This is a genomic window from Kaistia sp. 32K (assembly GCF_016629525.1).
In the GTDB taxonomy this organism is placed as follows: domain Bacteria; phylum Pseudomonadota; class Alphaproteobacteria; order Rhizobiales; family Kaistiaceae; genus Kaistia.
In genome coordinates, this window is sequence record NZ_AP024269.1 from 3,589,091 (window position 1) to 3,612,237 (window position 23,147).

Sequence of the window (23,147 nt, forward strand, 5' to 3'; positions counted from 1 at the left end):
TCCTTCGGGGGATCCAGTTTTCAGACGAGCGAACGCCCGAGACAGGCATCTTCGAACCGCTCGGCGAGATTTTCGGCCGCACGGTAGCTGAGCGCGGCGATGGTGCTGGTCGGATTGACGGCGGCGCCGGTGACCATGACGGAACCGTCGATCACGAACAGGTTCGGACAGTCCCAGGCTTGGTGCCACTGGTTGACGACCGAGCTCTTGGGATCATCGCCCATCCGCGCCGTGCCATAGAGGTGCCAGGCGTTCGGAACGTAGTTGCCATCGGCATCGCGAAAATCATTGACCTTCATCTCGAAGGCGCCGAGCGCGCGGCCGAGATCCTTGGCCCGCTCGATGCCAAATTCGATCAGCCGGCGGTCATTGGCGCAGAGCTTGTAGTCGATCTTGGCCCCGGGCAGGCCGGAGCTGTCCCGAAGTTCCTCCGATAGGGTGACGCGGTTTTCCGCCTGCGGGAGGTCGTCCCCATAGACGAGCACGGACAGACCGTGGCTGAAATGGCGGCGGAACCAGTCATGGTGCCCCCGGCCCCACGGCGCGCGATTGCCGGAATTGCTGCCGAGCGACTGGATGCCGGCGCCGAGCTGGCGCACGAGATGCAGCGTCGTGCCGTTGACGAAGCCGCGCGAGGCGTCCGTCTCGGCGAATTCCGCAGAGATCAGCGTCGCGCCGACCGTGCCCATATGGTTCTCGGTCGGCTCGTCCAGCCACATCTCGACGAAGGCGAGCACGTGGTGCATCAGATTGCGGCCGACCTGGTCCGACGAATTGGCGAGGCCGTTCGGATGCGACTCTGAATCCGACATCAAGAGCACGCGCGGCGTGCCGACGCCGTTGCCGGCGAGCACGACGACCTTCGCCGCCTGAAAGCGACGCTCGCCGGTCAAGCGGTCGATGTAGGTCGCGCCGGTCGCCCGGCCCTCCGCATCCGTCTCGATGCGGGCGACGCGGGCATTGGTGCGGAGCTCGACGCCGGCTGCGAGCGCGCGCGGCCAGTGGGTGACATGCATGCCGGCCAGCGCCCCGGTCGGGCAGCTCGCCAGGCAGTAGCCGCAATTGTTGCAGGCGTTGCGGCCGAGATAGTCCTCGGCAAGGATCGCCGTCGGCATCGGCCACCAGTGCCAGCCGAGCTCATCAAAGCCGCGCGCCGCATGGCGGGACATCTCGCCACGCGGGCAAGGCGGTGTCTGGAACGGGCCGCGCTCCGGCATGGACGGGTCGCCGAGGAAGCCATCGACGCCGCAATCGACGTCGGAGCGATCATAGAATTCGGCGAGATCCTCGTAGGAAATCGGCCAGTCCGGCGCGAGGCCGTGCTCGGTGCCCTTGCGAAAATCGGAGGGGCGGAAGCGCGGCCAGGTGGCGGTGTAGAGATTGGTGGAACCGCCGACGCCGTTCCACATCAGCGATTTCTCGTCGCGCGTATCGAGCGGATAGTCGTTGGCGCGCCGGCGTTCGTTCGGGAACAGTGCCCAGTCCGAAAAGCGGCGATATTCCCAGCCGGGATCGCCATGCGGATGGTCGTCGACCCAGTCGCCCTGCTCCAGGCAGACGACTTTCAGCCCCTTCTCGGCCAGGATCATCGAGGTGATGGCGCCGCCGACACCGGAACCGATGACGACGACGTCGACAGGCTGGTTGCTGTGCTGCGTCGCGCTCATCCGACCCGCTCCCTCAGATCGCCCAGGCCGTCCGTCGACACTCGCATCACAGCGTCGGTCGCCACGAAATGGCCGCGCCGATGTGTCGGCGCTTCGAGCGGGTCCTGGGCATTGAACGCCGACATGCGATAGCCGTCCGGCTGCGGGGCATCGGGATATTGCAGCCCCATTCGCCGGATCGCCGCCTTCACGGACGCCGCGCCGTAGTAGGAGAGATACAGGACGACGCAGACGGCTTGGACGTCGGCCGGTTTCGCCCGCTCATGCGCCGCGAGGCGGGCGACCCGCTCCGCCTCCTCGGCGTCGGCGAAGGGGCCGCCGCGATCGAGGGCTTCGCGCAGGCCGGCGAGGAAGGCCGGCCCGTGCATCTCTTTGGCGCGCGCCGCGACCAGCGCCGCGACGCCCGCTTCCGAGGCGCTCGGGAAATCTCCGTCGCCGGGGATCATCGTGTCGATCAGGGCGGCGACGAAAGCCGCGTCATCGGTGGTGTCGATGGCGCTCATGTCTACCTCCGCGACGCAATGTATTTCTGCAGGGCGTCGAGCAGCACGGCAGTGATGATGATCACGCCGGTCGCAAAATCCTGCCAGAAGATGTCGATCCGCGAGAGGTTCAGGAAGTTGCGGATCAGGACGATGATGACGACGCCGATGATCGTCCGGAGCACATTGCCCTGGCCGCCATAGAGGCTGGTGCCGCCGATGACGACGGCGGCGATGACCTCGAACTCCAGGCCGCGGCCGGAATCCGCCTGGCTGGCGCCGACGCGGGAGAGCAGCAGCAGGCCGGCCAGCGACGCCGTCAGGCCGACGATCATCATGCAGGCGATCTTCACCCGGGCGACGCGGATGCCGGACAGCATCGCCACGGTGCTGTTGGCGCCGACGGCATAGACCTTCTTGCCGAAGGCGGTTCGCGTCAGCAGCACCCAGACCAGCGCGTAGACGAGGATGGCGATCAGGAAGGGCAGCGGAATGTTCAGGTATTCGAACGCGCCCATCTCGGTGAAGCCGAGCACGTCGAGCAGCTTGCCCTGGCCGATGATCTTGAACTCGGCCGGGACGCCGGCGATCACCATGCCACCGGTGACGACGAAGGCGAGGCTTCGCGCCATCATCGACGTGCCGAGCGTCACGATAAACGATGGTATCTTGAACTGCGTGACGATGAAGCCGTTCAGAATGCCGAAGGCCGGGCCGATCAGGATGCCGGCGACGAGGCCGGCGGTGATGCCGTAGTTCACCATCAGATAGGCGGCGGTCGTCGAGGTCAGTGCCACGATGGCGCCGACGGAGATGTCGAGCTCGCCGGCGATCATCACCACCGTCATGCCGGCGGCGACGATCAGGATCACCGACATCTGCGCCATCAGGTTGCTGATGTTGATCCACGTCATGAAGCGCGGCGACAGATAGGACAGCACAATGATCAGCAGCGCCAGCACGGCGAGCGACTGGATCAGGCCGTAGGACCGCCGCAGCGTGTCCATCCAATTGTTCTGGCCCGGGGCGGGCTTGACGACAGCATCACTCATGGATTTCAGCTCCCGCTGATCGAGGCCGCCAGAACAGCCTCTCTGTTGATGTCGGTTCCGGCGTATTCGCGGATCAGCGCGCCCCGGTAGAGGATGAGGACGCGGTCGCACATGTCGACGATCTCATCGATCTCGGTGGTGACCAGGATGACGCCGACGCCCTGCGCCGTCAGATCGCGGATGATCGCCTTGATCTCCGCCTTGGCGCCGAGGTCGATGCCGATCGTCGGTTCGTCGAGGATCAGCACCTTCGGCCCGGTCTCGAGCCAGCGCGCCATCAGCACCTTCTGCTGATTGCCGCCGGAGAGCTGCCGGATGGTGGCGTTCGGCCCCGAGGTGCGGACGTTCAAGCGGCGAATGCCGGCTTCCGTCACCTCGCGACGCTGCTTCTCATCGAGGAAGCCGGTGCCCTTGGAGAACCGGTCGAGGATCGGCAGCGTCATGTTGTCGATCAGCGAGAAGTCGGGCAGCACGCCCTCGCGCAGGCGGTCGCTGGTCAAAAGCGCGATGCGGTGCGACAGCGACTGGTGCGGATTGTCGAGACGGACCTCGCGGCCTTCGAGGCGGAAGCGGCCGCCGTCGCGGCGGATATCGGTCGAGCCGAAGATCGCCTTGGCGAGATCGCTGGCGCCGGAGCCGGTCAGGCCGGTGACGCCGAGAACCTCGCCCTTGCGCAGCGTGAAGCCGACGTCGCGCAGCTTGCCGGGTGCCGACAGACCCGCGACCTCGAACAGCGGCTCGTCGGCGATCTCGCGGCGTGCGTGCGACCCGGTCGCCTTGGCGGCGGCCGCCTCCGATCCCAGCATCGCGCCGACAACCACGTCGAGCGTCGTCGTCTCACGCGGCAGATGGGCGGCGTTCTGGCCGTCGCGCAGGACGGTGATGTCGTCGCAGACCTGGAAGATCTCGGACATGTAGTGGGAAATGAACACGATGCCGACGCCCTGCTCGGCCAGCGAGCGGATCATGTCGAGGACGACGCGGACTTCGGTCTGGTTCAGCGACGAGGTCGGCTCGTCCATGATCAGGATGCGCGCGTCGCGGTTCACCGCCTTGATGATCTGGATCATCTTGCGGGCATCGTTCGGCAGCGTCTGCACCAGCGCGTCGGGCGAGACGTCGAGATGATATTTCGCGAGCAGGTCGGCGACGCGCTTGCGACCGTCCTTGCGGCGCAGCAACCCACCCTTCGTCAGCTCGTTGTTGAGCAGGATGTTATCGGTGACCGACAGCGACGGGATCAGGTTGATGTCCTGATGGATGGTGACGATGCGCCGGTCGAGCGCGTCGTTCGCATCGGCAAGCCGCAACTCCTCGCCGTCGAGACGGATCGAGCCTTCGTCCTGGCGATGGATGCCGGCGATGATGCGCGTCAGCGTGCTCTTGCCGGCGCCGTTTTCGCCGACGAGACCATGAATACCGCCGCGCCGGATGGCGAAGTCGACCCCGCGCAACGCGCGGACGCCGCCGAACGACTTGACGATGCCGCTACATTGCAGAATTGGCGCTTCCGCCCCGCTCATGGCTGTTCCCCGCTCATGGCTTCTCCTTCAGCAGGGCGCCGCGGGCGCCCTGCTGGTCCGATGGTCGATAAGGCTTGGGAGCGGGACTACTTGCCGCCGGTGACCTGCGGGTCGTTGGCGAAGTCGGCCGCCGTCTCCTTCGACAGGATCAGCGGCTCGATCTGCATGTCCTTCAGGACTTCGCCACCGGTCAGCGACGCCACCATGTTGTTCATGCCGGCATAGCCCATCTCGAACGGCTTCTGGACGACGAGGCCGAGCAGCTTGCCGTCCTTGACCATGCCGTAGGAGATCGGATCGAGATCGAAGGCGACGAGCTTGACGCTGTCGGCCTTGTTCAGCGTCTCCAGCGCCGAGGCAGCGCCCTGGCCGCCGACCTGGTTCATGAAGAACACGCCGGCGACGTCCGGAATGGAGGTCAGCGTGTCTTCCATCAGGCGACGGGCATTCTCGAGGCTCAGCGTGTAGATCTTGCGCGGCTCGACAGTGAGGCCGAGCTTGGCCGCCTCTTCCTCGAAGCCGCGACGGCGCTCCTGGCCGGCGGTGCTGTTCGGCAGGTGATCGAAGGTGATGACCTTAGCGCCGGCCGGCACGTTCTTCGCCATCAGCTGCGCCGCGAGCGCGCCGCCCTTGTAGTTGTCGGTGATGTTGAAGTGGACGTAGTCGCCCTTCTCGATGCCGATATCGGTGATCGCGACCGGGATCTTGCCCCTGTTGTAGAGGTTCACGATCGGATCGCCGACGACGATGCTGTCGCCCGGGAAAATCAGCAGGCCATCGACGCCGCGCGCATAGAGATCCTCGAGATCGGCGACCTGCTTGTTGACGTCGGTGTCACCGGCATTGGTCACGATCATGTCGACCGCGACGCCCTTGTCGGCCCATTCCTTGACGGCCTTCTCGGCGCCGGCGGCCTGCGCCAGCAGGAAGGGGTTGGTGCCCCACATCTGCGAGTAGCCGATCGTGAATTTCTTCTCTTCGGCGAAGCTGGGACCGGACGAGATCACGGCGGTCAGGGCCGACAAAGCGAGCGCGTATTTGAACGCGGAACGGCGATTCAACATCGGTTTCTTCCTCCACAAAGCTAGCGATCGCTGCCGGCACCAAAGTCCCCACCGGGCGGCTAGTGATATCTCAGATATTTCAAAATTGACGGCGAGGCAATCCCTGACTAGGGATGTTGTTGCGGCTCGGATGAGGATGCATCGGAGCGGGCCGGGCGACGACGGTTCCGAATGGAGCGCCGGGCGTCGGGCGGGACCAGCGCGCGGCCGCGCCGGTTTCGGGCGGCGGAAGGAAGCGGACGGTTGAGGATAAAGATGCAGCGACCTCTCGCGCGATGCGCGCAGGCTTTCGGCCAGCGCCGCCTTGTGCCATGCCCATCTTCGATGGTCGAAATATTCTCCGTCCAACCGATTGCCGGATCCGAACTCGGCAACGTCTCGTCCACCAGGGGAGCCCCCGTCCCATGACCGCCCACCAGCTCGACCGACCGAAATCGCTGACCGCGATGGCCTTCGACCGCCTGCTCGAAAGCATCACCCATGGCGAGATCGCCTATGGCACCATGCTGAGCGAGAAGGCCGTCGCCGAGACCTTCGGCACCAGCAAGACGCCGATCCGCGAGGCGTTCTTCCAGTTGCAGTCGCTGGGACTGGTCGAGATCCGCCCGCAGAAGGGCTGCTTCGTCCCCTTCCCCACGCTCGACCAGGTGCGCGAGCTCTGCGAACTGCGCATCGAGCTGGAATGCTACGCGCTGCGGCTCTCGATGCAGCGCGACCCGAAGAAGCTCCTGAAGGCCATGACGAAGACCATCGGCCAGATGGAGGCCATGCGCGACGACTACCAGCACGAGACCTACCACAAGCTGGACCAGGACTTTCACAAGGCCTTCTTCATCGCCTGCGGCAACGCCCTGCTCGGCGAGGTCTACGGCTCGATCGACCCGCGCATCCAGGCGCTCCGCGCCAATTTCTCCTCGCCCAACGAGACCCTGTTCGACATCTCGAAGACCGAGCATCACGCGATCGTCGAGGCGATCGCGAAGGACGACGTCGCCGCCGCGACGCAGACGATCCGCGACCACATCAGCCGCGTCCGCGACATCTATTCGGACGGCATCAGCAAACTGAAGCAATCGGACCCGATGCTGGCTGATCACTAGCCGGTGCGCCCGTCCGGACAAGCTATCGACGGACCGGCAGGCATGCTATGGCAGCAGTTCCGGTCGATCGCACGAGCCGAAATGGATACGAGCGCAAAGAGTTCGCTGGCCATCAGCTTCGCCCGGCTTAGGCGACAGCTGCATTACTTGTATCATGGCCGGTCCCGTTCGGCCCGGATCTTCCAGACCTGCGTCGTCACGATCGACCTGCTGATCATCGCCTTTTTCATCGCGACACCCATGATCCGCGATGCTTCGGCATTTCTCTGGTACGACTACGCGATCGCGGCGGTGCTGGCGCTCGACCTGGCCTGCCGGGGCCTGGCGGAGACGCGGCTGCGGCCCTGGCTGCGTCAGCCGACGGTGATCGTCGACATCTTCATCCTGATCACGCTGCTCTTCCCGGCCTATCTCGCCAATCTGGGTTTCCTGCGCATCCTGCGGCTCTGGTCGCTGTCGCGCAGCGGTCTGTTGTGGCGACTGCTGACGCCGCGCCAACTCGCCCGTTGGCAGCTGCCGCTTCAGGCGGTGCTCAATCTAGTGACGTTCCTGTTCGTCGCCACCGGCTTCATCTACACCTTCTTCTTCCGCCACAGCCACGGTTTCACCGGCTATATCGACGCGCTCTACTTCACCGTGGCGACGGTGACGACGACCGGCTTCGGCGACCTCACCCTTCCCGGCCCCTGGGGCAAGCTCACCTCGATCGTGACGATGATCTGCGGCATCTCGCTGTTCGTCCGCCTGGCCCAGGCCATCGTCCGGCCCTACAAGGTGTTCCACCCCTGCCCCCGATGCGCGCTGCAACGGCACGACCCGGACGCGGTCCACTGCAAGGCCTGCGGCGAGATCCTGGCCATTCCCGACGACGACGAGTGACGCCGACATTTGGCTCCGTTCCCGTTTTGTGCTAACCTCTTCGCATGAGCACAGAAGGCCTCGTCCTGTTCGAAACGCCGATCGGCCCCTGCGGCATCAGCTGGAGCGCGCGCGGCATCACCGGTCTGCAGTTTCCCGGCGAGAGTGCCGAGGCGACGCGCTCGGAGCTGGCGCGCCGCTTTCCGAAAGCGCGAGACATTGAGCCGCCCGCCTTCGTCACCGAGGCGATCGCCGCGATCGTCGCCCTGCTCGAAGGGGCGGATGACGACCTGACCAGCATCCCGCTCGATCCCGACCACATCCCGCCGTTCAACCAGCGCGTCTATGACGTGACGCGGGCCATCCCGCCCGGCGAAACGCTGACCTATGGCGAGGTGGCGGCGGCGATCGGCGAACCGGGCGCGGCGCGCGCCGTCGGTCGGGCGCTCGGCGAAAACCCGTATCCGATCATCATCCCCTGCCACCGCGTGCTGGCCGCCGGCGGCAAGGTCGGCGGCTTCTCCGGCACCGGCGGCATCGCCACCAAGCGCCGGATCCTCGCCATCGAAAGCCGCGCCAAGCTCGACGAGCTGCCGCTGTTCGGGGGTGGCGCGGACTGAACGATCGCCTGGTTCGCGGCGCATGCAGACAGCTTCCGCCAATCAGGACAGAACTCCGTCATTCCTGCGAAAGCAGGAATCCATTCAGCCGAAGCCTCTCAGGCCGAGCCCGGGTCGAGTGGTGCGCGCTACCCAATAGCCCCGCTGTATGAACCCCGGCTCGGAGGCCGGAGTGACTGCGAAGCTTGCTTCGGGGCTGCGTCATACCCCCGTTCGCCGTCCTCGGCATCCTGAGGTGGCCCCGAGGGCCGTCTCGAAGGACGCGCCGCGCACGCCCGCGCTCCCCTATCGCCAGCAGAATTGCGGCTTGTAGCCGAGGACTTTTTTCGCCTTCTCGATCGAGAGCAGCGTCTCGTTCGCGCCGATCGGCCGCTTGCGCGCGATGCCCGGGAACGCCTCGTCGAGCAGCGAATCGTTCGACCGGCTCATGACGCCGTCCTCATTGGCGATGACGAAGACGTCGGCGCCCTTCAGCGGTGATTCCAGCGCCAGCCGACACGACTGCGCCGCGTCGCGCACGTCGATATAGGCCCAGAGGTTCCATTTGCGCGCGTTGATGTCGGCGTCGAAAGCGGGGAATTCGCCATAGCGCTCCGGCGCGATGACGTTGGAGAAGCGGAGCCCGAAGATCTTCAGCTCCGGATCCCAGCGGCAGAACTCCTTCGCCATCTCCTCGCCCAGGAACTTTGACAGCGAATAGGCCGTCTCCGGACGGCCGCGATAGTCCTCGTCGACCGGCACATAGGGCGGCGGTGTCTCGAACGGCAGGCCGAGGACCGTCTCGCTCGACGCCCAGACGACGTTGCGGATGCCGAGCACGCGCGCCGCCTCGAACACGTTGTAGGTCGAGATCATGTTGGTCTCGAAGATGACGTGGTTCGGCGCCAGCCCCGGCGCCGGAATCGCGGCGAGATGGATGATGCCGGTGACCTTCTTGAACCGGTCGTCGATGCCGGAGAAGGCGGCGAGCGCCTGGCCGTAATCGGTCAGGTCGACCTTGCTGAACGGCACGCCCTGGCCGGCCGGCGGCGGCGCCATGTCGACCGAGGCGACGTCGTAGCCGTGCTCGACGAGATCGCGAACCACGGCGCGGCCGGCAAGCCCGCTTCCACCCGTAACGATGATCATGATTTCCTCCGGTCCTATCGACGATGCGCCGACGAGACGAGGCCCGGCCGGCACGCGGCGAAGGCGGTCCTTGCCGCCAATGCTAGCGCTAGCATAACAGCCAGACCGCCGCTGACAATGCCCTTGCGGCAGATCGACGGCGGCGGATCGGCCAACCAGTCGGCTCGGCGACCGGCCGGCTGGGCGGATTTGCCACGAAGCCAATCCGGTCCGGCGCGGTCTATCCAGACGCAGACGCTTTCGCGATGCGAGTGGATTTTCGCCTCCGCACGCGGCATGAAGCGGCGTCGCTAGAGCCTTTCATCGCTTCATGGAAACGATGAAAGGCTCTAACTATTTGTTTGGTCGCGTTTTCTTCACGCGAGCCGGTATCCGCTTCGCTCGAAAACGCTCTAGGGATCGCGGCACCGGCCGGAAAGCGGCCACCGACAGGAGAGATGGGATGAACGGACAACGCGCGCTTCTGGTGGTCGCCGGCCTTGCCGGCATGATCGGCGTGGCGATGGCCGCGGCCGGCGCGCATGTGCCGGGCGGCGAGCGGCTCGGCACCGCCGGCAACATGGCGATGGCGCAAGCGCCCGCCCTCCTCGCGCTCGGCTTCTTCGTGCCGGCGACGGCGCTGCTGATGTCGATCTCGGCCTGGGCGATCGCGCTCGGCCTGATCGGCTTCTCCGGCGCGCTCGCCTTCCACACGCTCTCCGGCAGCGCCGCCCTCTCCTTCCTCGCGCCGATCGGCGGCACGACGATGATGATCGGCTGGCTCGGCGTCGCCGTGTCCGCGCTGCTGCTGAAGAAGCGCTAGAACGGGCGAAACGGGAACCGGTTCGCGCGGGAAAAAGCGCGAACCGACACGAAGAATGAGCCGGGGCTAGCCTTTCCAGCCCGTCTCGTCTATCGATGCGCCACCTCAAAAACCGTTAGAAGACTGTTTTCATGGACGCCCTTACCGGACCCGTCGATCGCCGCCGGACCTTCGCCATCATCTCGCACCCTGATGCGGGCAAGACGACGCTGACCGAAAAGCTGCTTCTGATGGGCGGCGCGATCCAGCTCGCCGGCGAGGTGAAGGGCAAGCGCGACCGGCGCCAGACCCGGTCCGACTGGATGGGCATCGAGCGCGAGCGCGGCATCTCGGTCGTCACCTCGGTGATGACGTTCGAATATGGCGACACGATCTTCAACCTGCTCGATACGCCGGGCCATGAAGACTTCTCGGAAGATACCTACCGCACGCTGACCGCCGTCGATTCCGCCGTCATGGTGATCGACGCCGCCAAGGGTATCGAGGCGCGCACCCGCAAACTTTTCGAGGTCTGCCGTCTGCGCGACATTCCGATCGTCACCTTCATCAACAAGCTCGACCGCGAGACGCGCGATCCGTTCGACCTGCTCGACGAGATCGAAAAGACGCTGGCGCTCGACACCGTGCCGATGACCTGGCCGATCGGCCGTGGACGCGAATTCGCCGGCACCTATGACATCGTCGCGCGGACCGTCCGCCGGATCGACACCGACAGCGCGGTGATCCCGGTCACCGGACCCGACGATCCGAAGATTGACGGCCTGACGACGCCCGAGGCGGTCGCCATGTTCCGCGAGGAAATGGAGCTGATCGAGGGCGCCGGCAACGGCTTCGACATGGACAGCTTCCGCCAGGGCCATCTGACGCCGGTCTATTTCGGCTCGGCGCTGCGGAATTTCGGCGTGCACGACCTGATCGACGCCATGGCCGCCTTCGCCCCGTCGCCGCGGCCGCAGCAGGCCGAGGGCCGGATCGTGGAGCCGACCGAGCCGAAGATGTCCGGCTTCGTGTTCAAGATCCAGGCGAACATGGACCCCAACCATCGCGACCGCATCGCGTTCCTGCGCGTCTGCTCGGGCAAATTGCAGCGCGGCATGAAGGCGAAGCTGGTGCGCACCGGCAAGCCGATCCCGCTCTCCAGCCCGCAGTTCTTCTTCGCGCAGGACCGGCTGCTCGCCGACGAAGCCTTTGCCGGCGACGTCGTCGGCATCCCGAACCACGGCACGCTCCGCATCGGCGACACGCTGACCGAGGGCGAGAACCTCGTCTTCCACGGCGTGCCGAGCTTCGCGCCGGAAATCATGCGCCGCATCCGCCTGCAGGATCCGATGAAGGCGAAGAAGCTGAAGGAAGCGCTGCAGCAGATGGCCGAGGAAGGCGTCGTGCAGGTCTTCGTGCCGCATGACGGCTCGCCGGCGATCATCGGCGTCGTCGGCGCGCTGCAGCTCGACGTGCTGAAGGAGCGCATGCAGGTCGAATACGGCCTGCCGATCGACTTCGAGCATTCGCGCTTCCAGGTCTGCCGCTGGGTGACCTCGACCGACAAGGTCGCGCTCGACACCTTCATCGACCGCCACCGCTCGTCGATGGCCTCCGATCTCGACGGCGCGCCCGTCTTCATGGCGCCCTCCGCCTTCGAACTGCGCTACGACCTCGAGCGCTCGCCGGAGATCGTCGCCAGCGAGATCAAGGACTACCAGCGCGAGAAGGCGGCTTAGCCGCCGGGACTGGCCGCCGGGACTGGTCGCCCGCGTTCGACTGGCGCAGACTGCACCTTCGGACCCGTGTCTCCGCGGGTCGGACGAGGCGGAGCTTGCCATGCCGGTGGACTGGCCGACGCTGAAGCGGATCTTCCTCGCGCTCCCCGAGGTGCGCGAGGGCGTGACGCACGGCACACCCTCCTTCTATCTCGGCAAGACCTTCTTCGGCCGGATGCAGGAGGACGGCACCACCTTCGCGCTCAAGATGGATCGCGACGATCGCGACATGCTGATCGCCGTCGAGCCGGAGGTGTTCTTCACCAACGACCATTTCCGCGGCTACGCCTATGTGCTGGTACGGCTTCCGGCGACAAACGCCGAACGGCTGACGCCGCTGGTGGAGAAATCCTGGCGCCAGACGGCGCCGAAGCGGCTGGTCCAGGCCCGGACCGCACAGCGCAACTGAAGCATCACAGCCGCGCCTGAATGCACGCTATCGGCGCGCTTCGTCATGGAATCGGCGGATTGGCCCGTTCATAGTCGCCCCAATCGATTCCGGCCTCAGGCCGGAGAGACATCTATGGCCAATCCTCGGCCCCTGCCCTCGGAGGTTCTCATGCGAAAAGCTGGCTTGCAGCTTGCGACATTCCTCGCGCTGACCGTTTCGGCGCTTCCCGCCTTCGCCGCATCCTGCAAGGACGCTTCGGGTTTTCCGGCCTGGCTCGAAAGCTTCAAGCAGGAGGCCGCGCAGAAGGGGCATTCCCCGCAGGCGATCGCGGCGCTGAGCGGCCTTTCCTACGCGCCCGACGTCGTCGCCAAGGATCGCGCCCAGAACGTCTTCTCGCAGAGCTTCCTCGAATTCTCCGACCGCATGGTCGCCAAATACCGGATGCAGAAGGGCGCGCAGCTGATCAAGCAGAATGCCAAGCTGTTCGACCGGATCCAGAAGGACTACGGCGTCCCGGCCCCCGTGCTCGTCGGTTTCTGGGGTCTGGAAACGGATTTCGGCGTCAATCTCGGCGACATGCCGACTTTGCGCTCGCTCGCGACGCTCGCCTATGACTGCCGCCGGCCGCAGCTCTTCCACGACCAGCTGATGGCGGCGCTGACGGTGATCGACCGCGGCGACCTGACGGCGGCCGAGATGAAGGGTCCCTGGGCCGGCGAGCTCGGCCAGGTGCAGTTTCTGGCGACCCACTACCGCGACTTCGCCGTCGACTATGACGGCGACGGAAGGCGCGACCTGATCAAGAGCGTGCCGGACGTGCTGGCGTCCGCCGCCAATCTGCTCGTCCATGAGGGCTGGCAGGCCAACCAGCCCTGGCTGACCGAGGTCCGCGTTCCGGAAAACCTCGATTGGGCGCAGGCCGACCTGCAGATCCAGCATCCGATCTCGACCTGGAAAAAGATGGGCGTCACCGTCGCGCCGGGCTCGCACCTGCCGGAATCCGACTTGAAGGCCTCGCTGCTGTTGCCGATGGGCCGTCATGGCCCGGCCTTCCTCGCTTACCAGAACTACCGCGTCTATCTCGAATGGAACCAGTCGTTCATCTACGCGACGACCGCCGCCTATTACGCGACGCGCCTCGCCGGCGCCCCGCCGGTCGGTCGCGGCAACGACGCCAAGCAGCTTCCCTACAAGGACGTCGTCGAGCTGCAGAAGCTGCTCGCCAAGCGCGGCCATGACGTCGGCAAGGCGGACGGCATGATCGGCGCGGGAACGCGCGCCGCCGTCAAGGCGATGCAGATCGAGCTCGGCATGCCGGCGGATTCCTATCCCGACGTCGCGCTGCTGCAGCGCCTGCGCGCCGGGACCTGAGGCGGATCGGCCCCGGGAGCCGGCTTCCGGGGCCACCCGACCGACGACGGCACCGCCGTCGCCGACGAGAATCGCGCCGCCAGGCATCCACGCCGCGGCGCGAGCTCCGCGCGCGAACCGCGAGCGGAAGGCAACTTCCGGCTGCTCGCCAGCCGGAGGGGTAATATAATCCGGCAGGGTAAAAAACCTTGGACCCTCATTTCTTCATGCCGGCGAGGCTCTAACTTATTCTTGGGACAACGCCCCCCGATAGAGCATGCACATGTCCCGACTGATCATTCCCGGCTGGCAGGGATCCGGCGCTGGCCATTGGCAGCGCCGCTGGCTCGACGTCGACGCCGATGCACGGATCGTCGAGCAGGACGATTGGCACGCCCCGGATCTCGAGGCCTGGCTGCAGCGGCTCGACGCCGCCGTCCGGCGCGCGCGGCAGCCGACCCTGGTGGCGCACAGCCTCGGCGTCGTGCTCGTCGCGCATTATGCCAAGCGCTTCCCCCGCACGCCGATCACCGGCGCGCTGCTGGTCGCTCCCGCCGATGTCGAGAGCCTGCCCGGCGAGCATCCGCTCGCCGGCTTCGGCTCCATCCCGCTGGATCGGCTGCCCTTCCCGTCGATCCTCGCGCTCAGCCGCAACGACCCTTATGTCAGCGTCGAGCGCGGCCGCTTCTTCGCCTCCCGCTGGGGCTCCGAGCTGCACGACATGGGCACGGCCGGCCACATCAACACGGAAAGCGGGCACGGCAAATGGGCGGACGGCTTCCGCCTCGCCGCGCGCCTCGGCAACGGCACGGTGCAGGCCGCCGCTTGAACAGGACGGCCGCATCACGGATCACCGCCACTAGATAGGAGCGGGAGGCAGGCCACGCTCGCCATCGGACGAGACTGGCCTCCCGTCATCCTGCCAAGCGCCACCGCGACGCCCCACTTGCCGCGCCAGATCGGTCGGGCACCTTCCGAATTGCCGCCGCATCCCCGCCGCATCCCCACCGCATCCCATTGGCGCCGCTATCATTCCCCGTTCGATCGATGCGTTGAGTCCGTCGGCCTCGACGCCTAAACTTGCGGTAGGCTCCCGTTGAGTCGCCACGCCGCCCGGCGTGCATTGCGTGATTTGCCCCAGGCTCCACCGCAGATCGGCACCGGCTCTCCCCTCGCCGGCGCCTCATACCGAGGAAGAAACATGGCCCAATCGAGAACTCCGCTCGGCATAGGCGGATGGCTGCTTGTCCTGTTCGGAATCGTCGTCGCGCTTGTCGGCCTGCTGCTCGCCGGCCTCGGCGTCCAGCTGATCACGCTGGGCGGCTCGTGGTATTACGCGCTGGCGGGCGTCGGTCTGCTGATCGTCGGCGTCCTGCACATCCTGCGCCGGCCGGTGGCCACCTGGCTCTACATCCTGATCCTTCTGGCGACGATCGCCTGGGCGATCTGGGAAGTCGGTCTGGACTTCTGGCCGCTGGTGCCGCGCCTGGTCGCGCCCGCCGTCCTCGCCGTCATCGCGCTGATCCTCGTGCCGGCCTTCCCGGCCCGCAACGGTGCGCGCCGATCGTCGGGCCCGGCCATCCTGCTCGCGCTCGTTCTCTTCGTCGCGCTGGGGGCTGCCGTCGTCTACGCCTTCAAGCCGCACGGCGTCATCCGCAATGAAATCGCTTCGTCCGCGCCAACGGCCGTGCCGCCAGCGGCGATGAGCGCCACCGAATGGCGCCACTATGGCCGCACGCCGAACGGCACGCGCTATGCCCCGATCGACCAGATCAACCGCGACAATGTGAAGAATCTGGAAGTCGCCTGGACTTTCCAGACCGGCGATCCCGCGGTTTCCGGCGCCGAGGACCAGAACACGCCGCTGCAGGTCGGCGACACCGTCTACACCTGCTCGCCGCACAACATCGTGCATGCGCTCAACGCCGAAACGGGCGCGGTACGCTGGAAGTTCGATCCGCAGGCGAAATCGCCGCTCTGGCAGCGCTGCCGGGGCGTCAGCTATTACGAGCCGGCCGTCGCCACCGCGGCGCCTGCCGCGACCGATCCGGCGCCGGCCGAGGGTACCGAGGCTACGGCCACTCCGGCCGCCCAAGCCCCGGCTCCCGTCGCCGACAATTGCGGCGCCCGCATCGTGCTGACGACGATCGACGCCCGCCTGATCCAGATCGACGCCAAGACCGGCGAGCTCTGCACCGGCTTCGGCAACAACGGCACGGTCGACCTCAAGAACGGCATGGGCGAAGTCAAGGCCGGCTTCTACTTCCAGACCTCGGCGCCCACCGTCATGCGCGACCTGATCCTGGTCGGCGGTTGGGTCTGGGACAATGTCGAGACGGGCGAGCCTTCCGGCGCCGTCCGCGCCTTCAACGCCCGCACCGGCGAACTGGCCTGGGCCTGGGATCTCGGCAACCCCAACATCACCAAGCTGCCGCCGGAAGGCGAGAGCTACACGCGCGGCACGCCCAACGTCTGGTCGACGCCGAGCTATGACGAAGCCCTCGGCCTCGTCTACCTGCCGACCGGCAACGCGACGCCCGACTTCTTCGGCGCGCATCGCTCGAAGGCGGCCGAGGACTACACCGCCTCGGTGGTGGCGCTCGACATCGAGACCGGCCGCGAGCGCTGGAAGTTCCAGACCGTGCATCACGATCTCTGGGACTACGATGTTCCCTCGCAGCCGGCGCTCTATGACGTTCCGGACGGCAAGGGAGGCAAGACGCCAGCCCTGATCCAGGTCACCAAGCGCGGCCAGATCTTCCTGCTCGACCGGCGCGACGGCACGCCGATCGCCGAGGTGCAGGAGAAGCCGGTGCCGCAGGCCGGCGGCGTCAAGGAGGACTTCCTGTCGCCGACCCAGCCCTATTCGATCGGCATGCCCTCGATCGGCACCGAGCCCTTCACCGAGGCGCGAATGTGGGGCGCGACGCCGATCGACCAGCTGCTCTGCCGCATCGCCTTCAAGAAGATGCGCTACGAGGGCGAGTTCACCCCGCCCGGCACCACCCGCTCGCTGATCTACCCGGGCTATTACGGCGGCATGAACTGGGGTAGCGCCTCGATCGACGAGGCGAACGGCCTGCTCGTCGTCAACGACATCCGCATGCCGCAGTTCCTCGAGCTGCTGCCGCGCGAGGTCGCCGACAATTACGGCCCGTCGGCGGCGCATGACGGCCTCGGCACGCAGAAGGGCACGCCGTATGGCGCGCTCAAGAACGGCTTCATGTCGATCCTCGGCGTGCCCTGCCACCAGCCGCCCTACGGCACGATCACCGGCATCGACCTGAAGTCGCGCCAGATCGTCTGGCAGGTTCCGGCCGGCACGCTGCAGGATACCGGTCCGCTCGGCCTGAAGACCGGCCTGCCGATCCCGGTCGGCATGCCGTCGCTCGGCGGCCCGACGACGACGGCCGGCGGCCTCGTCTTCTATGCCGGCACCCAGGACTACTATCTGCGCGCGCTCGACAGCGCGACGGGCGAGGAACTCTGGAAGGGCCGGCTTCCCGTCGGCGCCCAGGCGACCCCGATGACCTATGTCTCGCCGGAGAGCGGCCGGCAGTTCGTCGTCATCTCGGCCGGCGGCGCCCGCCAGTCGCCCGATCGCGGCGACTACATCGTCGCCTACGCCCTGCCGAAGGCGAACTGAGAGCCTTTCGCTAGATCCAGAGTTCGAAAGGGAGGACGCGCGAGCGCCCTCCCTTTTTCTTTGGTTTGTCCCAACGACGCATTCCAGATGGCGCGCGTCGAAGCCCATGCTCGGCATCCCGACCTGCCGCAAAGTAAGCCCGGATCCGCGCGACGCGATAAACGCGCAACGAACGACCTCGACCTAGTTCAAATTTAAAAACGACTGCCTTTATCGCCTAAGCCGTCATTGCCTAAGCTGAAGGCACGGTCGGATGATCGACCGCCGCGGCGATTTCAGGATTGGCTTGCCCCGCGCCAACAACGGCTAAGCCCCAAAGGGAGACGCGCCATGACAACCCGGCTCTGTTGACCGACCGATCGGTCGAGGTCGCCTGACGGCGACGCCGCGCCCAGCGGCACATTCTCCAGAAATTCCTTTTTCTCCGCGCGCTCCCGTTCCGCGAACGGATGCCTGCGCGCCAATTTCAGGATCATCCCATGTCGAAATTCACCCGCCGCACCTTCGTCGCCACGGCCGCCGCGATCGGCCTGACGCTCGCCGCCGGCGCCACCGCCCGCGCCGACGAGACCAAGCTGACCATCGGCTACCAGACGGTGGTCGAGCCCTCCAAGGTCCCGCAGGCCGACGGCCTCTATGAGAAGGCCGCCAACGCCAAGATCGACTGGAAGAAGTTCGATTCCGGCGCCGACGTGATCGCGGCAATCGCTTCCGGCGCGGTCGATATCGGCTATGTCGGGTCGAGCCCGCTCGCCGCCGCCGCCAGCCGCGAACTGCCGATCGAGACCATTTTCGTCGTCGGCCTGATCGGCGATTCCGAGGCGCTGGTCGTGCGTGACGGCGCCAAGATCAGCGAGCCGAAGGATCTCGTCGGCAAGAAGATCGCCGTGCCCTTCGTCTCGACGACGCATTACAGCCTGCTCGCGGCGCTGAAGCATTGGGGCATCGATCCGAAGTCGGTCGAGATCCTGAACCTGCGTCCGCCGGAGATCGCGGCGGCCTGGGAGCGCGGCGACATCGACGCGGCCTACGTTTGGGATCCGGCGCTCGGCAAGATCAAGGAGAACGGCAAGGTTCTGACCGACTCCGCGCAGGTCGCGACCTTCGGCGCGCCCACCTTCGACGCTTGGATCGTCCGCAAGGAATTCGCCAACGCGCATCCGGAAGCGGTCAAGGCCTTCGTCAAGACGACGGGCCAGGCCTATGCCGACTTCCGCGCCAAGCCGGAGAGCTGGGACGCCAAGTCGGAACAGGCCGCCAAGATCGCCCGTCTGACCGGCGCCAAGGTCGAGGAAGTCCCGGCCCTGCTCAAGGGCTACCACTTCCCGCTGCTCGGCGAGCAGGCTTCGAACGAGCTGCTCGGCGGCGGCACGGTCAAGGCGATCACCGACGCCTCGGCCTTCCTCAAGGAGCAGGGCAAGATCCCGGCCGTGCTCCCCGATTACAGCAGCTACGTCACGACGAAGTTCGTGACCGAGGCTCAAGCTTCCAACTGATGTCGTCGCGGCGGCCGACGGCGGCCGGCCAATGCCGCGACAACATCCGGCCCGTTCCGCGCCCCTCTGTCGCGGGACGGGCCAACCGTTTTCTGGGGGATGCCGGCAGTCGGCATGCAGCCTACCTCCGTCATCATCCTGAGGAGGCCCGAAGGGCCGTCTCGAAGGACGCACAATGGAAGTGCAGCGCGGCATCGCCGTCGTGCGTCCTTCGAGACGGCTTTCTGCGAAAGCCCCTCAGGATGATGGACATCGGTGTCCGGCAAATCGGTCTGGCCAACTGGACGTCCCCAAGGGGATCGTCGGCAAGCAAGGGAAATAGCCCATGCCCCATCTCGCGCTTGAAAACATTTCGCTCCGCTATGACGGCGGCGCGCCGGTGCTGTCGAACGTCTCGCTCGACATCCGCTCCGGCGAATTCGTCGTCGTGGTCGGGCGGTCGGGCTGCGGCAAGACCTCGCTCCTGAACCTCGCCGCGGGCTTCCTCTCGCCCGCCTCCGGCCGCGTCCTCGTCGATGGCGAGCCGGTGACGGGCCCCGGCGCCCAGCGCGCCGTCGTCTTCCAGAATGACGCGCTGTTCCCCTGGCTATCGACCGCGGAAAACATCGCCTTCGCCGCCCGGCTTGCCGGCGTCGGCCCGGCCGAGCGGCGGCAGCAGGCCGACCGCCTGCTTGATGTCGTCGGCCTCGCCGGGCTCGGCGACCGGCCGGTCTGGCAATTGTCGGGCGGCCAGCGCCAGCGCATCGGCCTCGCCCGCGCGCTTGCCGCCGATCCCGCCTTCCTGCTGATGGACGAGCCGCTCGGCGCGCTCGACGCGATGACGCGCGAAGGCATGCAGGACCTGTTGCTCTCCGCCTGGGCCCGGAGCGGCGCCGGCACGCTGCTGATCACCCACGGCGTCGAGGAAGCGCTCTATCTCGCGACCCGCATCATCGTCATGGCGCCCGGCCCCGGTCGCATCATCCGCCGGCTCGACGTCGATTTCGGCCGCCGCCGCCTTGCCGGCGAAAGTGCACGCTCGATCAAGGTGAGCCCCGCCTTCGTCACCGCGCGCGAGGATCTCCTCGACAGCATCTTTGAGAGGGAAGCCGCATGAGCCTCGATCTCGCCGAAGCGAGCCTCGCCCCGGCGCGAGCCGCCGAGCCCGCCGCGACGGAGCCGCCGGCGGCGCGAAAGCGCCCGGTCGTCGCCATCACGGCGACCGCGACCGTCGCCGCGCTGCTGCTGGCCTGGACGGTCGCCGCCTATTTCCAGCTCGTCTCGGCCCTGTTCCTGCCTTCGCCGCTCGCGGTCGGCAAGGCGTTCCTGACGGTGGCGCGCGAAGGCTTCGTCGACGCGACGCTCTGGCAGCATCTCGCCGCCAGCCTCGCCCGCGTTTTCGCCGCGCTCGTCGCCGCGACGCTGATCGCCGTGCCGATTGGCTTCGCCATCGGTTCCAGCCGGATCGGCCGCGGCATCTTCGATCCGATCATCGAGTTCCTGCGCCCGATCCCGCCGCTCGCCTATCTGCCGCTGGTGATCATCTGGTTCGGCATCGGCGAGCCGTCGAAGATCCTGATCATCGGCATCGCCATGCTGGCGCCGATCGTGATCTCGACGGCATCCGGTGTGAAGGGCGTCGACGCCGACCGCCTGAACGCCGCCCGCTCGCTCGGCGCGACGCGCGGGCAGCTTCTGCGCCATGTCGTGCTACCCAGCGCCCTGCCCTCGATCCTGACCGGCATCCGCATCGCGCTCGGCGCCGGCTGGTCGACGCTGGTCGCGGCCGAGCTCGTCGCCGCCTCGCGCGGACTCGGCTTCATGATCCAGTCGGCGGCGCAGTTTCTCGTCACCGACGTGGTGCTGATGGGCATCCTGGTGATCGCCGCCGTCGCCTTCGCGCTGGAAGCGATTTTGCGCTGGATCGAGCGCCGGCTCGTCCCCTGGGCGGGCAAGACATAGGAAGGACAGACCCGCCTGCGGGATTCAAGGAGGATTAAGCCCTCGCACCTAGACTGCGGCTCTCCGATCGGGCTGGGAGAACGGACAGTTGCTGAAGAGGTTTGGGGCGGCGCTGCGGTTCGCCGGGCTCGCGGCGGCGATCGTCACGTCGGGCTGCTCGGCGATCGACAGCACGCCGATCAACCAGACGAGCCGTGAAGCGGGCAAGCCGTCGCCGGACGCGATCCCCGATCCGGCTGACGACGGCAGCACGATTGTCGCGCTCGCCTTCTCAGGCGGCGGCACGCGCGCGGCGGCCTTCGCCTATGGCGCGCTCACCGAGCTCGACACGCTGATCATCGACGACCATCCGCGCGAGCGCAGCCTGGTCGACGACGTCCGCTCCGTCGCCGGCACGTCGGGCGGCGCCGTCATGGCCGCCTATCTCGGCTACAAGGGCAAGGACGAATTCGTCGATTTCCGCGAGCGCTTCCTCGAGCAGAACGCCGAGGCCTATATGCGGACGTCCCCCAACCCGGCCAATCTCATGACCGCGGCCGTCAATGGCGGCGCCAACGACCGCAACAGCTTCGGCCGCTGGCTCGACGAGAAACTGTTCGACGGCCAGACCTATGCCGCCTTCGAAAAGCCGGACCGGCCGCTCGTCTGGATCACCGCCTCGGACATCTACAACAACACGCCCTTCCTCTTCACCCAGGATACGTTCTCGGCACTCTGCAGCGATCTCGACCAGGTCAAGATCGCGGATGCCGTCGCCGCCTCGGCCGCCGTTCCGGTCGTCTTCGCCCCCGTCGTGCTCAACACGCCCGAGAAGGGGGCCTGCAACTATCAGAGGCCGGCCTGGCTGCAGAAGGCGCTCGCTTCCGACAACCCTTCCGTCCGCCTGCAGGCCTATGCGCGCGCGCTCGACTCCTACCAGTCGAAGGACGAGCTCAAATATGTGCGCCTGCTGGATGGCGGGCTGACCGACAATCTCGGCATCGGCGGCCTGTCGCTCGAGCGCGCCCGCGCCACCACGCCCTATGCGCCGCTCTCCGCGACCCAGGCGGTTCGCATTCACAACTTCCTATTCATCGTCACCGATGCCGGCGTCGACGGGCAATATGACTGGGGAACGTCGCCGAAGAGCCCGCATCTCGGCAAGATCCTGCGCTCCGTCGCCGACACGACGATCGCCGCCTCGACCGGCCATGGCTTCGACGCCGTCGACCTGACGCTCAACGAATGGCAGCAGCACCTGATCCGCTACCGCTGCGGGCTGTCGAACGCCGAGGTGTTGCGCCATCGCGGCACGCTGGTCGGCTGGAACTGCCGCGATGTCATCGTCACCACCGAACACCTGACGTTCCGCGACGCCGACCCGTCGCTCTTTCGGGAGCTGAACAGCATTCCGACCCGGCTGCACCTCGACAAGAAGCAGGTCGACCTCGTGATCGAAGCCGGTCGCCAGGCCGTTCAGCGCAATGCCAACATCCAGAAGATCGCCCGCGAGACGCGCCAGCGCTCGCGGATCTTCGACGCGATCGGCACGGTTCGCGAGGCGCGGAACTAGCGCCCGTCCGGCCGCTGGCTTTGCGCCGATTGTGACGGCCAGCCTTCGCAATCCGCCGCGCGAGCGCTATCAAAGGCTGGAGCCCGGTCCGGGCCGCCGAGATTCGCGCCACGCCGGGCCATGCCCGCCGGCAAGCCGTGGGAAAACCGAGGGAACGCAATGACCACATGGATTGTCCTGGCCGTGATCGCGGCTGCCGCGCTCTATGCGATCAGCCTCTACAACACGCTCGTCGCCAAGCGGAACCTCGCGCATGAGGGCTGGAGCGGCATCGACGTGCAGTTGAAGCGCCGCGCCGACCTGATCCCCAATCTGGTCGAGACGGTGAAGGGCTATGCCGCGCATGAGAAAGGCATCTTCGAGGATGTCGCGGCGAAGCGCGCCGCCAGCATGAATGCCGGCGACGTCAAGAGCCAGGCGGCGGCGGACCAGGCGCTCTCCGGCGCGCTCGGCCGGTTGATCGCGATCTCCGAGGCCTATCCGGAGCTGAAGGCGGACGCGAATTTCCGCGAGTTGCAGGGCCAGCTCGCCAATATCGAGGACGAGATGCAGATGGCGCGCCGCTACTACAACGGCACCGTGCGCGACCTGAACACGGCGATCCAGACCTTCCCGAGCGTGCTCGTCGCCAACATGTTCGGCTTCCGGCCCGAAGCCTTCTACGAGATCGAGGATCGCGCCGCCGCGCAGATCCCGCCCAAGGTCTCGTTCTGAGGCC

At 66.7% G+C, this 23,147-nt stretch carries 20 protein-coding genes; 14 read left to right on the plus strand and 6 right to left on the minus strand.

The features are described from left to right. Positions 1-20: 20 nt before the first annotated feature. From K32_RS16675 to K32_RS16695, 5 genes are all read right to left on the minus strand, one after another. On the minus strand, positions 21-1,667 hold the full coding sequence (locus K32_RS16675; RefSeq protein ID WP_201400600.1) for a GMC family oxidoreductase: 1,647 nt from the start codon (positions 1,665-1,667) through the stop codon (positions 21-23). After that, on the minus strand, positions 1,664-2,170 hold the full coding sequence (locus tag K32_RS16680) for a gluconate 2-dehydrogenase subunit 3 family protein (RefSeq protein ID WP_201400601.1): 507 nt from the start codon (positions 2,168-2,170) through the stop codon (positions 1,664-1,666). The genes K32_RS16675 and K32_RS16680 overlap by 4 nt, the downstream gene beginning before the upstream one ends. A gap of 2 nt (positions 2,171-2,172) precedes the next feature. Next, on the minus strand, positions 2,173-3,201 hold the full coding sequence (locus tag K32_RS16685) for an ABC transporter permease (RefSeq protein WP_201400602.1): 1,029 nt from the start codon (positions 3,199-3,201) through the stop codon (positions 2,173-2,175). A 5-nt stretch (positions 3,202-3,206) separates the two neighbouring features. Beyond that, positions 3,207-4,724 carry a sugar ABC transporter ATP-binding protein gene (locus tag K32_RS16690; RefSeq protein ID WP_201400603.1) on the minus strand — a complete coding sequence of 506 codons (1,518 nt, stop codon included), beginning with the start codon at positions 4,722-4,724 and terminating at the stop codon, positions 3,207-3,209. Positions 4,725-4,810: 86 nt separating this feature from the next. Further along, positions 4,811-5,788, minus strand: coding sequence for a substrate-binding domain-containing protein (locus tag K32_RS16695; protein WP_201400604.1), 978 nt, complete (start codon positions 5,786-5,788; stop codon positions 4,811-4,813). A 404-nt stretch (positions 5,789-6,192) separates the two neighbouring features. On the opposite strand from K32_RS16695, the gene K32_RS16700 reads away from it, so the two are divergent. The 3 genes from K32_RS16700 to K32_RS16710 all read left to right on the plus strand — a co-directional run bounded on the left by K32_RS16700 (position 6,193) and on the right by K32_RS16710 (position 8,366). After that, positions 6,193-6,888 carry a GntR family transcriptional regulator gene (locus tag K32_RS16700; protein WP_201400605.1) on the plus strand — a complete coding sequence of 232 codons (696 nt, stop codon included), beginning with the start codon at positions 6,193-6,195 and terminating at the stop codon, positions 6,886-6,888. A gap of 81 nt (positions 6,889-6,969) precedes the next feature. After that, on the plus strand, positions 6,970-7,767 hold the full coding sequence (locus K32_RS16705) for a potassium channel family protein (RefSeq protein ID WP_201400606.1): 798 nt from the start codon (positions 6,970-6,972) through the stop codon (positions 7,765-7,767). A gap of 44 nt (positions 7,768-7,811) precedes the next feature. Beyond that, positions 7,812-8,366 (plus strand): methylated-DNA--[protein]-cysteine S-methyltransferase, encoded by a 555-nt coding sequence (locus K32_RS16710; RefSeq protein WP_201400607.1) that lies wholly within the window; start codon positions 7,812-7,814, stop codon positions 8,364-8,366. 285 nt (positions 8,367-8,651) lie between these two features. On the opposite strand, the gene K32_RS16715 is transcribed toward K32_RS16710, so the two are convergent. After that, positions 8,652-9,494, minus strand: a complete 843-nt coding sequence (locus K32_RS16715) for an NAD(P)-dependent oxidoreductase (protein WP_201400608.1) — start codon at positions 9,492-9,494, stop codon at positions 8,652-8,654. 442 nt (positions 9,495-9,936) lie between these two features. Between K32_RS16715 and K32_RS16720 the strand changes: the two genes are divergently transcribed. The 11 genes from K32_RS16720 (at position 9,937) to K32_RS16770 (ending at position 23,143) form a co-directional block, all read left to right on the plus strand. After that, positions 9,937-10,296: a DUF423 domain-containing protein gene (locus tag K32_RS16720; protein WP_201400609.1), complete on the plus strand. Its 360-nt coding sequence runs from the start codon at positions 9,937-9,939 to the stop codon at positions 10,294-10,296. A 131-nt stretch (positions 10,297-10,427) separates the two neighbouring features. Further along, positions 10,428-12,014, plus strand: a complete 1,587-nt coding sequence (locus tag K32_RS16725) for a peptide chain release factor 3 (protein WP_201400610.1) — start codon at positions 10,428-10,430, stop codon at positions 12,012-12,014. A 100-nt stretch (positions 12,015-12,114) separates the two neighbouring features. Then, the gene (locus tag K32_RS16730) at positions 12,115-12,462 is read left to right on the plus strand and encodes an MmcQ/YjbR family DNA-binding protein (RefSeq protein WP_201400611.1); all 348 of its coding nucleotides are present in this window, start codon (positions 12,115-12,117) and stop codon (positions 12,460-12,462) included. 150 nt (positions 12,463-12,612) lie between these two features. Beyond that, positions 12,613-13,815 carry a lytic murein transglycosylase gene (locus K32_RS16735; protein ID WP_201400612.1) on the plus strand — a complete coding sequence of 401 codons (1,203 nt, stop codon included), beginning with the start codon at positions 12,613-12,615 and terminating at the stop codon, positions 13,813-13,815. 262 nt (positions 13,816-14,077) lie between these two features. Further along, on the plus strand, positions 14,078-14,623 hold the full coding sequence (locus K32_RS16740) for an alpha/beta hydrolase (protein ID WP_244669557.1): 546 nt from the start codon (positions 14,078-14,080) through the stop codon (positions 14,621-14,623). Positions 14,624-14,995: 372 nt separating this feature from the next. After that, positions 14,996-17,440 carry a membrane-bound PQQ-dependent dehydrogenase, glucose/quinate/shikimate family gene (locus K32_RS16745; protein ID WP_201400614.1) on the plus strand — a complete coding sequence of 815 codons (2,445 nt, stop codon included), beginning with the start codon at positions 14,996-14,998 and terminating at the stop codon, positions 17,438-17,440. A gap of 479 nt (positions 17,441-17,919) precedes the next feature. Next, complete coding sequence (tauA, locus tag K32_RS16750; RefSeq protein WP_201400615.1) at positions 17,920-18,936, plus strand: taurine ABC transporter substrate-binding protein; 1,017 nt, start codon at positions 17,920-17,922, stop codon at positions 18,934-18,936. 325 nt (positions 18,937-19,261) lie between these two features. Next, complete coding sequence (locus tag K32_RS16755; RefSeq protein WP_201400616.1) at positions 19,262-20,032, plus strand: taurine ABC transporter ATP-binding protein; 771 nt, start codon at positions 19,262-19,264, stop codon at positions 20,030-20,032. Beyond that, positions 20,029-20,877 (plus strand): ABC transporter permease subunit, encoded by an 849-nt coding sequence (locus K32_RS16760; RefSeq protein WP_201400617.1) that lies wholly within the window; start codon positions 20,029-20,031, stop codon positions 20,875-20,877. Before K32_RS16755 ends, K32_RS16760 begins: the two co-directional genes overlap by 4 nt. 88 nt (positions 20,878-20,965) lie before the next feature. Then, the gene (locus tag K32_RS16765; RefSeq protein ID WP_201400618.1) at positions 20,966-22,429 is read left to right on the plus strand and encodes a patatin-like phospholipase family protein; all 1,464 of its coding nucleotides are present in this window, start codon (positions 20,966-20,968) and stop codon (positions 22,427-22,429) included. A gap of 159 nt (positions 22,430-22,588) precedes the next feature. Then, a complete protein-coding gene (locus K32_RS16770; protein ID WP_201400619.1) occupies positions 22,589-23,143 on the plus strand; it encodes a LemA family protein in 555 nt (184 codons plus the stop codon). Positions 23,144-23,147 lie beyond the last annotated feature (4 nt).

Bases quoted from the DNA above. Each gene is read 5' to 3' on its own strand.
- K32_RS16675 (WP_201400600.1), bottom strand. From the start codon at position 1,667: ATGAGCGCGACGCAGCACAGCAACCAGCCTGTCGACGTCGTCGTCATC.
- K32_RS16680 (WP_201400601.1), bottom strand. From the start codon at position 2,170: ATGAGCGCCATCGACACCACCGATGACGCGGCTTTCGTCGCCGCCCTG.
- K32_RS16685 (WP_201400602.1), bottom strand. From the start codon at position 3,201: ATGAGTGATGCTGTCGTCAAGCCCGCCCCGGGCCAGAACAATTGGATG.
- K32_RS16690 (WP_201400603.1), bottom strand. From the start codon at position 4,724: ATGAGCGGGGCGGAAGCGCCAATTCTGCAATGTAGCGGCATCGTCAAG.
- K32_RS16695 (WP_201400604.1), bottom strand. From the start codon at position 5,788: ATGTTGAATCGCCGTTCCGCGTTCAAATACGCGCTCGCTTTGTCGGCC.
- K32_RS16700 (WP_201400605.1), top strand. From the start codon at position 6,193: ATGACCGCCCACCAGCTCGACCGACCGAAATCGCTGACCGCGATGGCC.
- K32_RS16705 (WP_201400606.1), top strand. From the start codon at position 6,970: ATGGATACGAGCGCAAAGAGTTCGCTGGCCATCAGCTTCGCCCGGCTT.
- K32_RS16710 (WP_201400607.1), top strand. From the start codon at position 7,812: ATGAGCACAGAAGGCCTCGTCCTGTTCGAAACGCCGATCGGCCCCTGC.
- K32_RS16715 (WP_201400608.1), bottom strand. From the start codon at position 9,494: ATGATCATCGTTACGGGTGGAAGCGGGCTTGCCGGCCGCGCCGTGGTT.
- K32_RS16720 (WP_201400609.1), top strand. From the start codon at position 9,937: ATGAACGGACAACGCGCGCTTCTGGTGGTCGCCGGCCTTGCCGGCATG.
- K32_RS16725 (WP_201400610.1), top strand. From the start codon at position 10,428: ATGGACGCCCTTACCGGACCCGTCGATCGCCGCCGGACCTTCGCCATC.
- K32_RS16730 (WP_201400611.1), top strand. From the start codon at position 12,115: ATGCCGGTGGACTGGCCGACGCTGAAGCGGATCTTCCTCGCGCTCCCC.
- K32_RS16735 (WP_201400612.1), top strand. From the start codon at position 12,613: ATGCGAAAAGCTGGCTTGCAGCTTGCGACATTCCTCGCGCTGACCGTT.
- K32_RS16740 (WP_244669557.1), top strand. From the start codon at position 14,078: ATGTCCCGACTGATCATTCCCGGCTGGCAGGGATCCGGCGCTGGCCAT.
- K32_RS16745 (WP_201400614.1), top strand. From the start codon at position 14,996: ATGGCCCAATCGAGAACTCCGCTCGGCATAGGCGGATGGCTGCTTGTC.
- tauA (WP_201400615.1), top strand. From the start codon at position 17,920: ATGTCGAAATTCACCCGCCGCACCTTCGTCGCCACGGCCGCCGCGATC.
- K32_RS16755 (WP_201400616.1), top strand. From the start codon at position 19,262: ATGCCCCATCTCGCGCTTGAAAACATTTCGCTCCGCTATGACGGCGGC.
- K32_RS16760 (WP_201400617.1), top strand. From the start codon at position 20,029: ATGAGCCTCGATCTCGCCGAAGCGAGCCTCGCCCCGGCGCGAGCCGCC.
- K32_RS16770 (WP_201400619.1), top strand. From the start codon at position 22,589: ATGACCACATGGATTGTCCTGGCCGTGATCGCGGCTGCCGCGCTCTAT.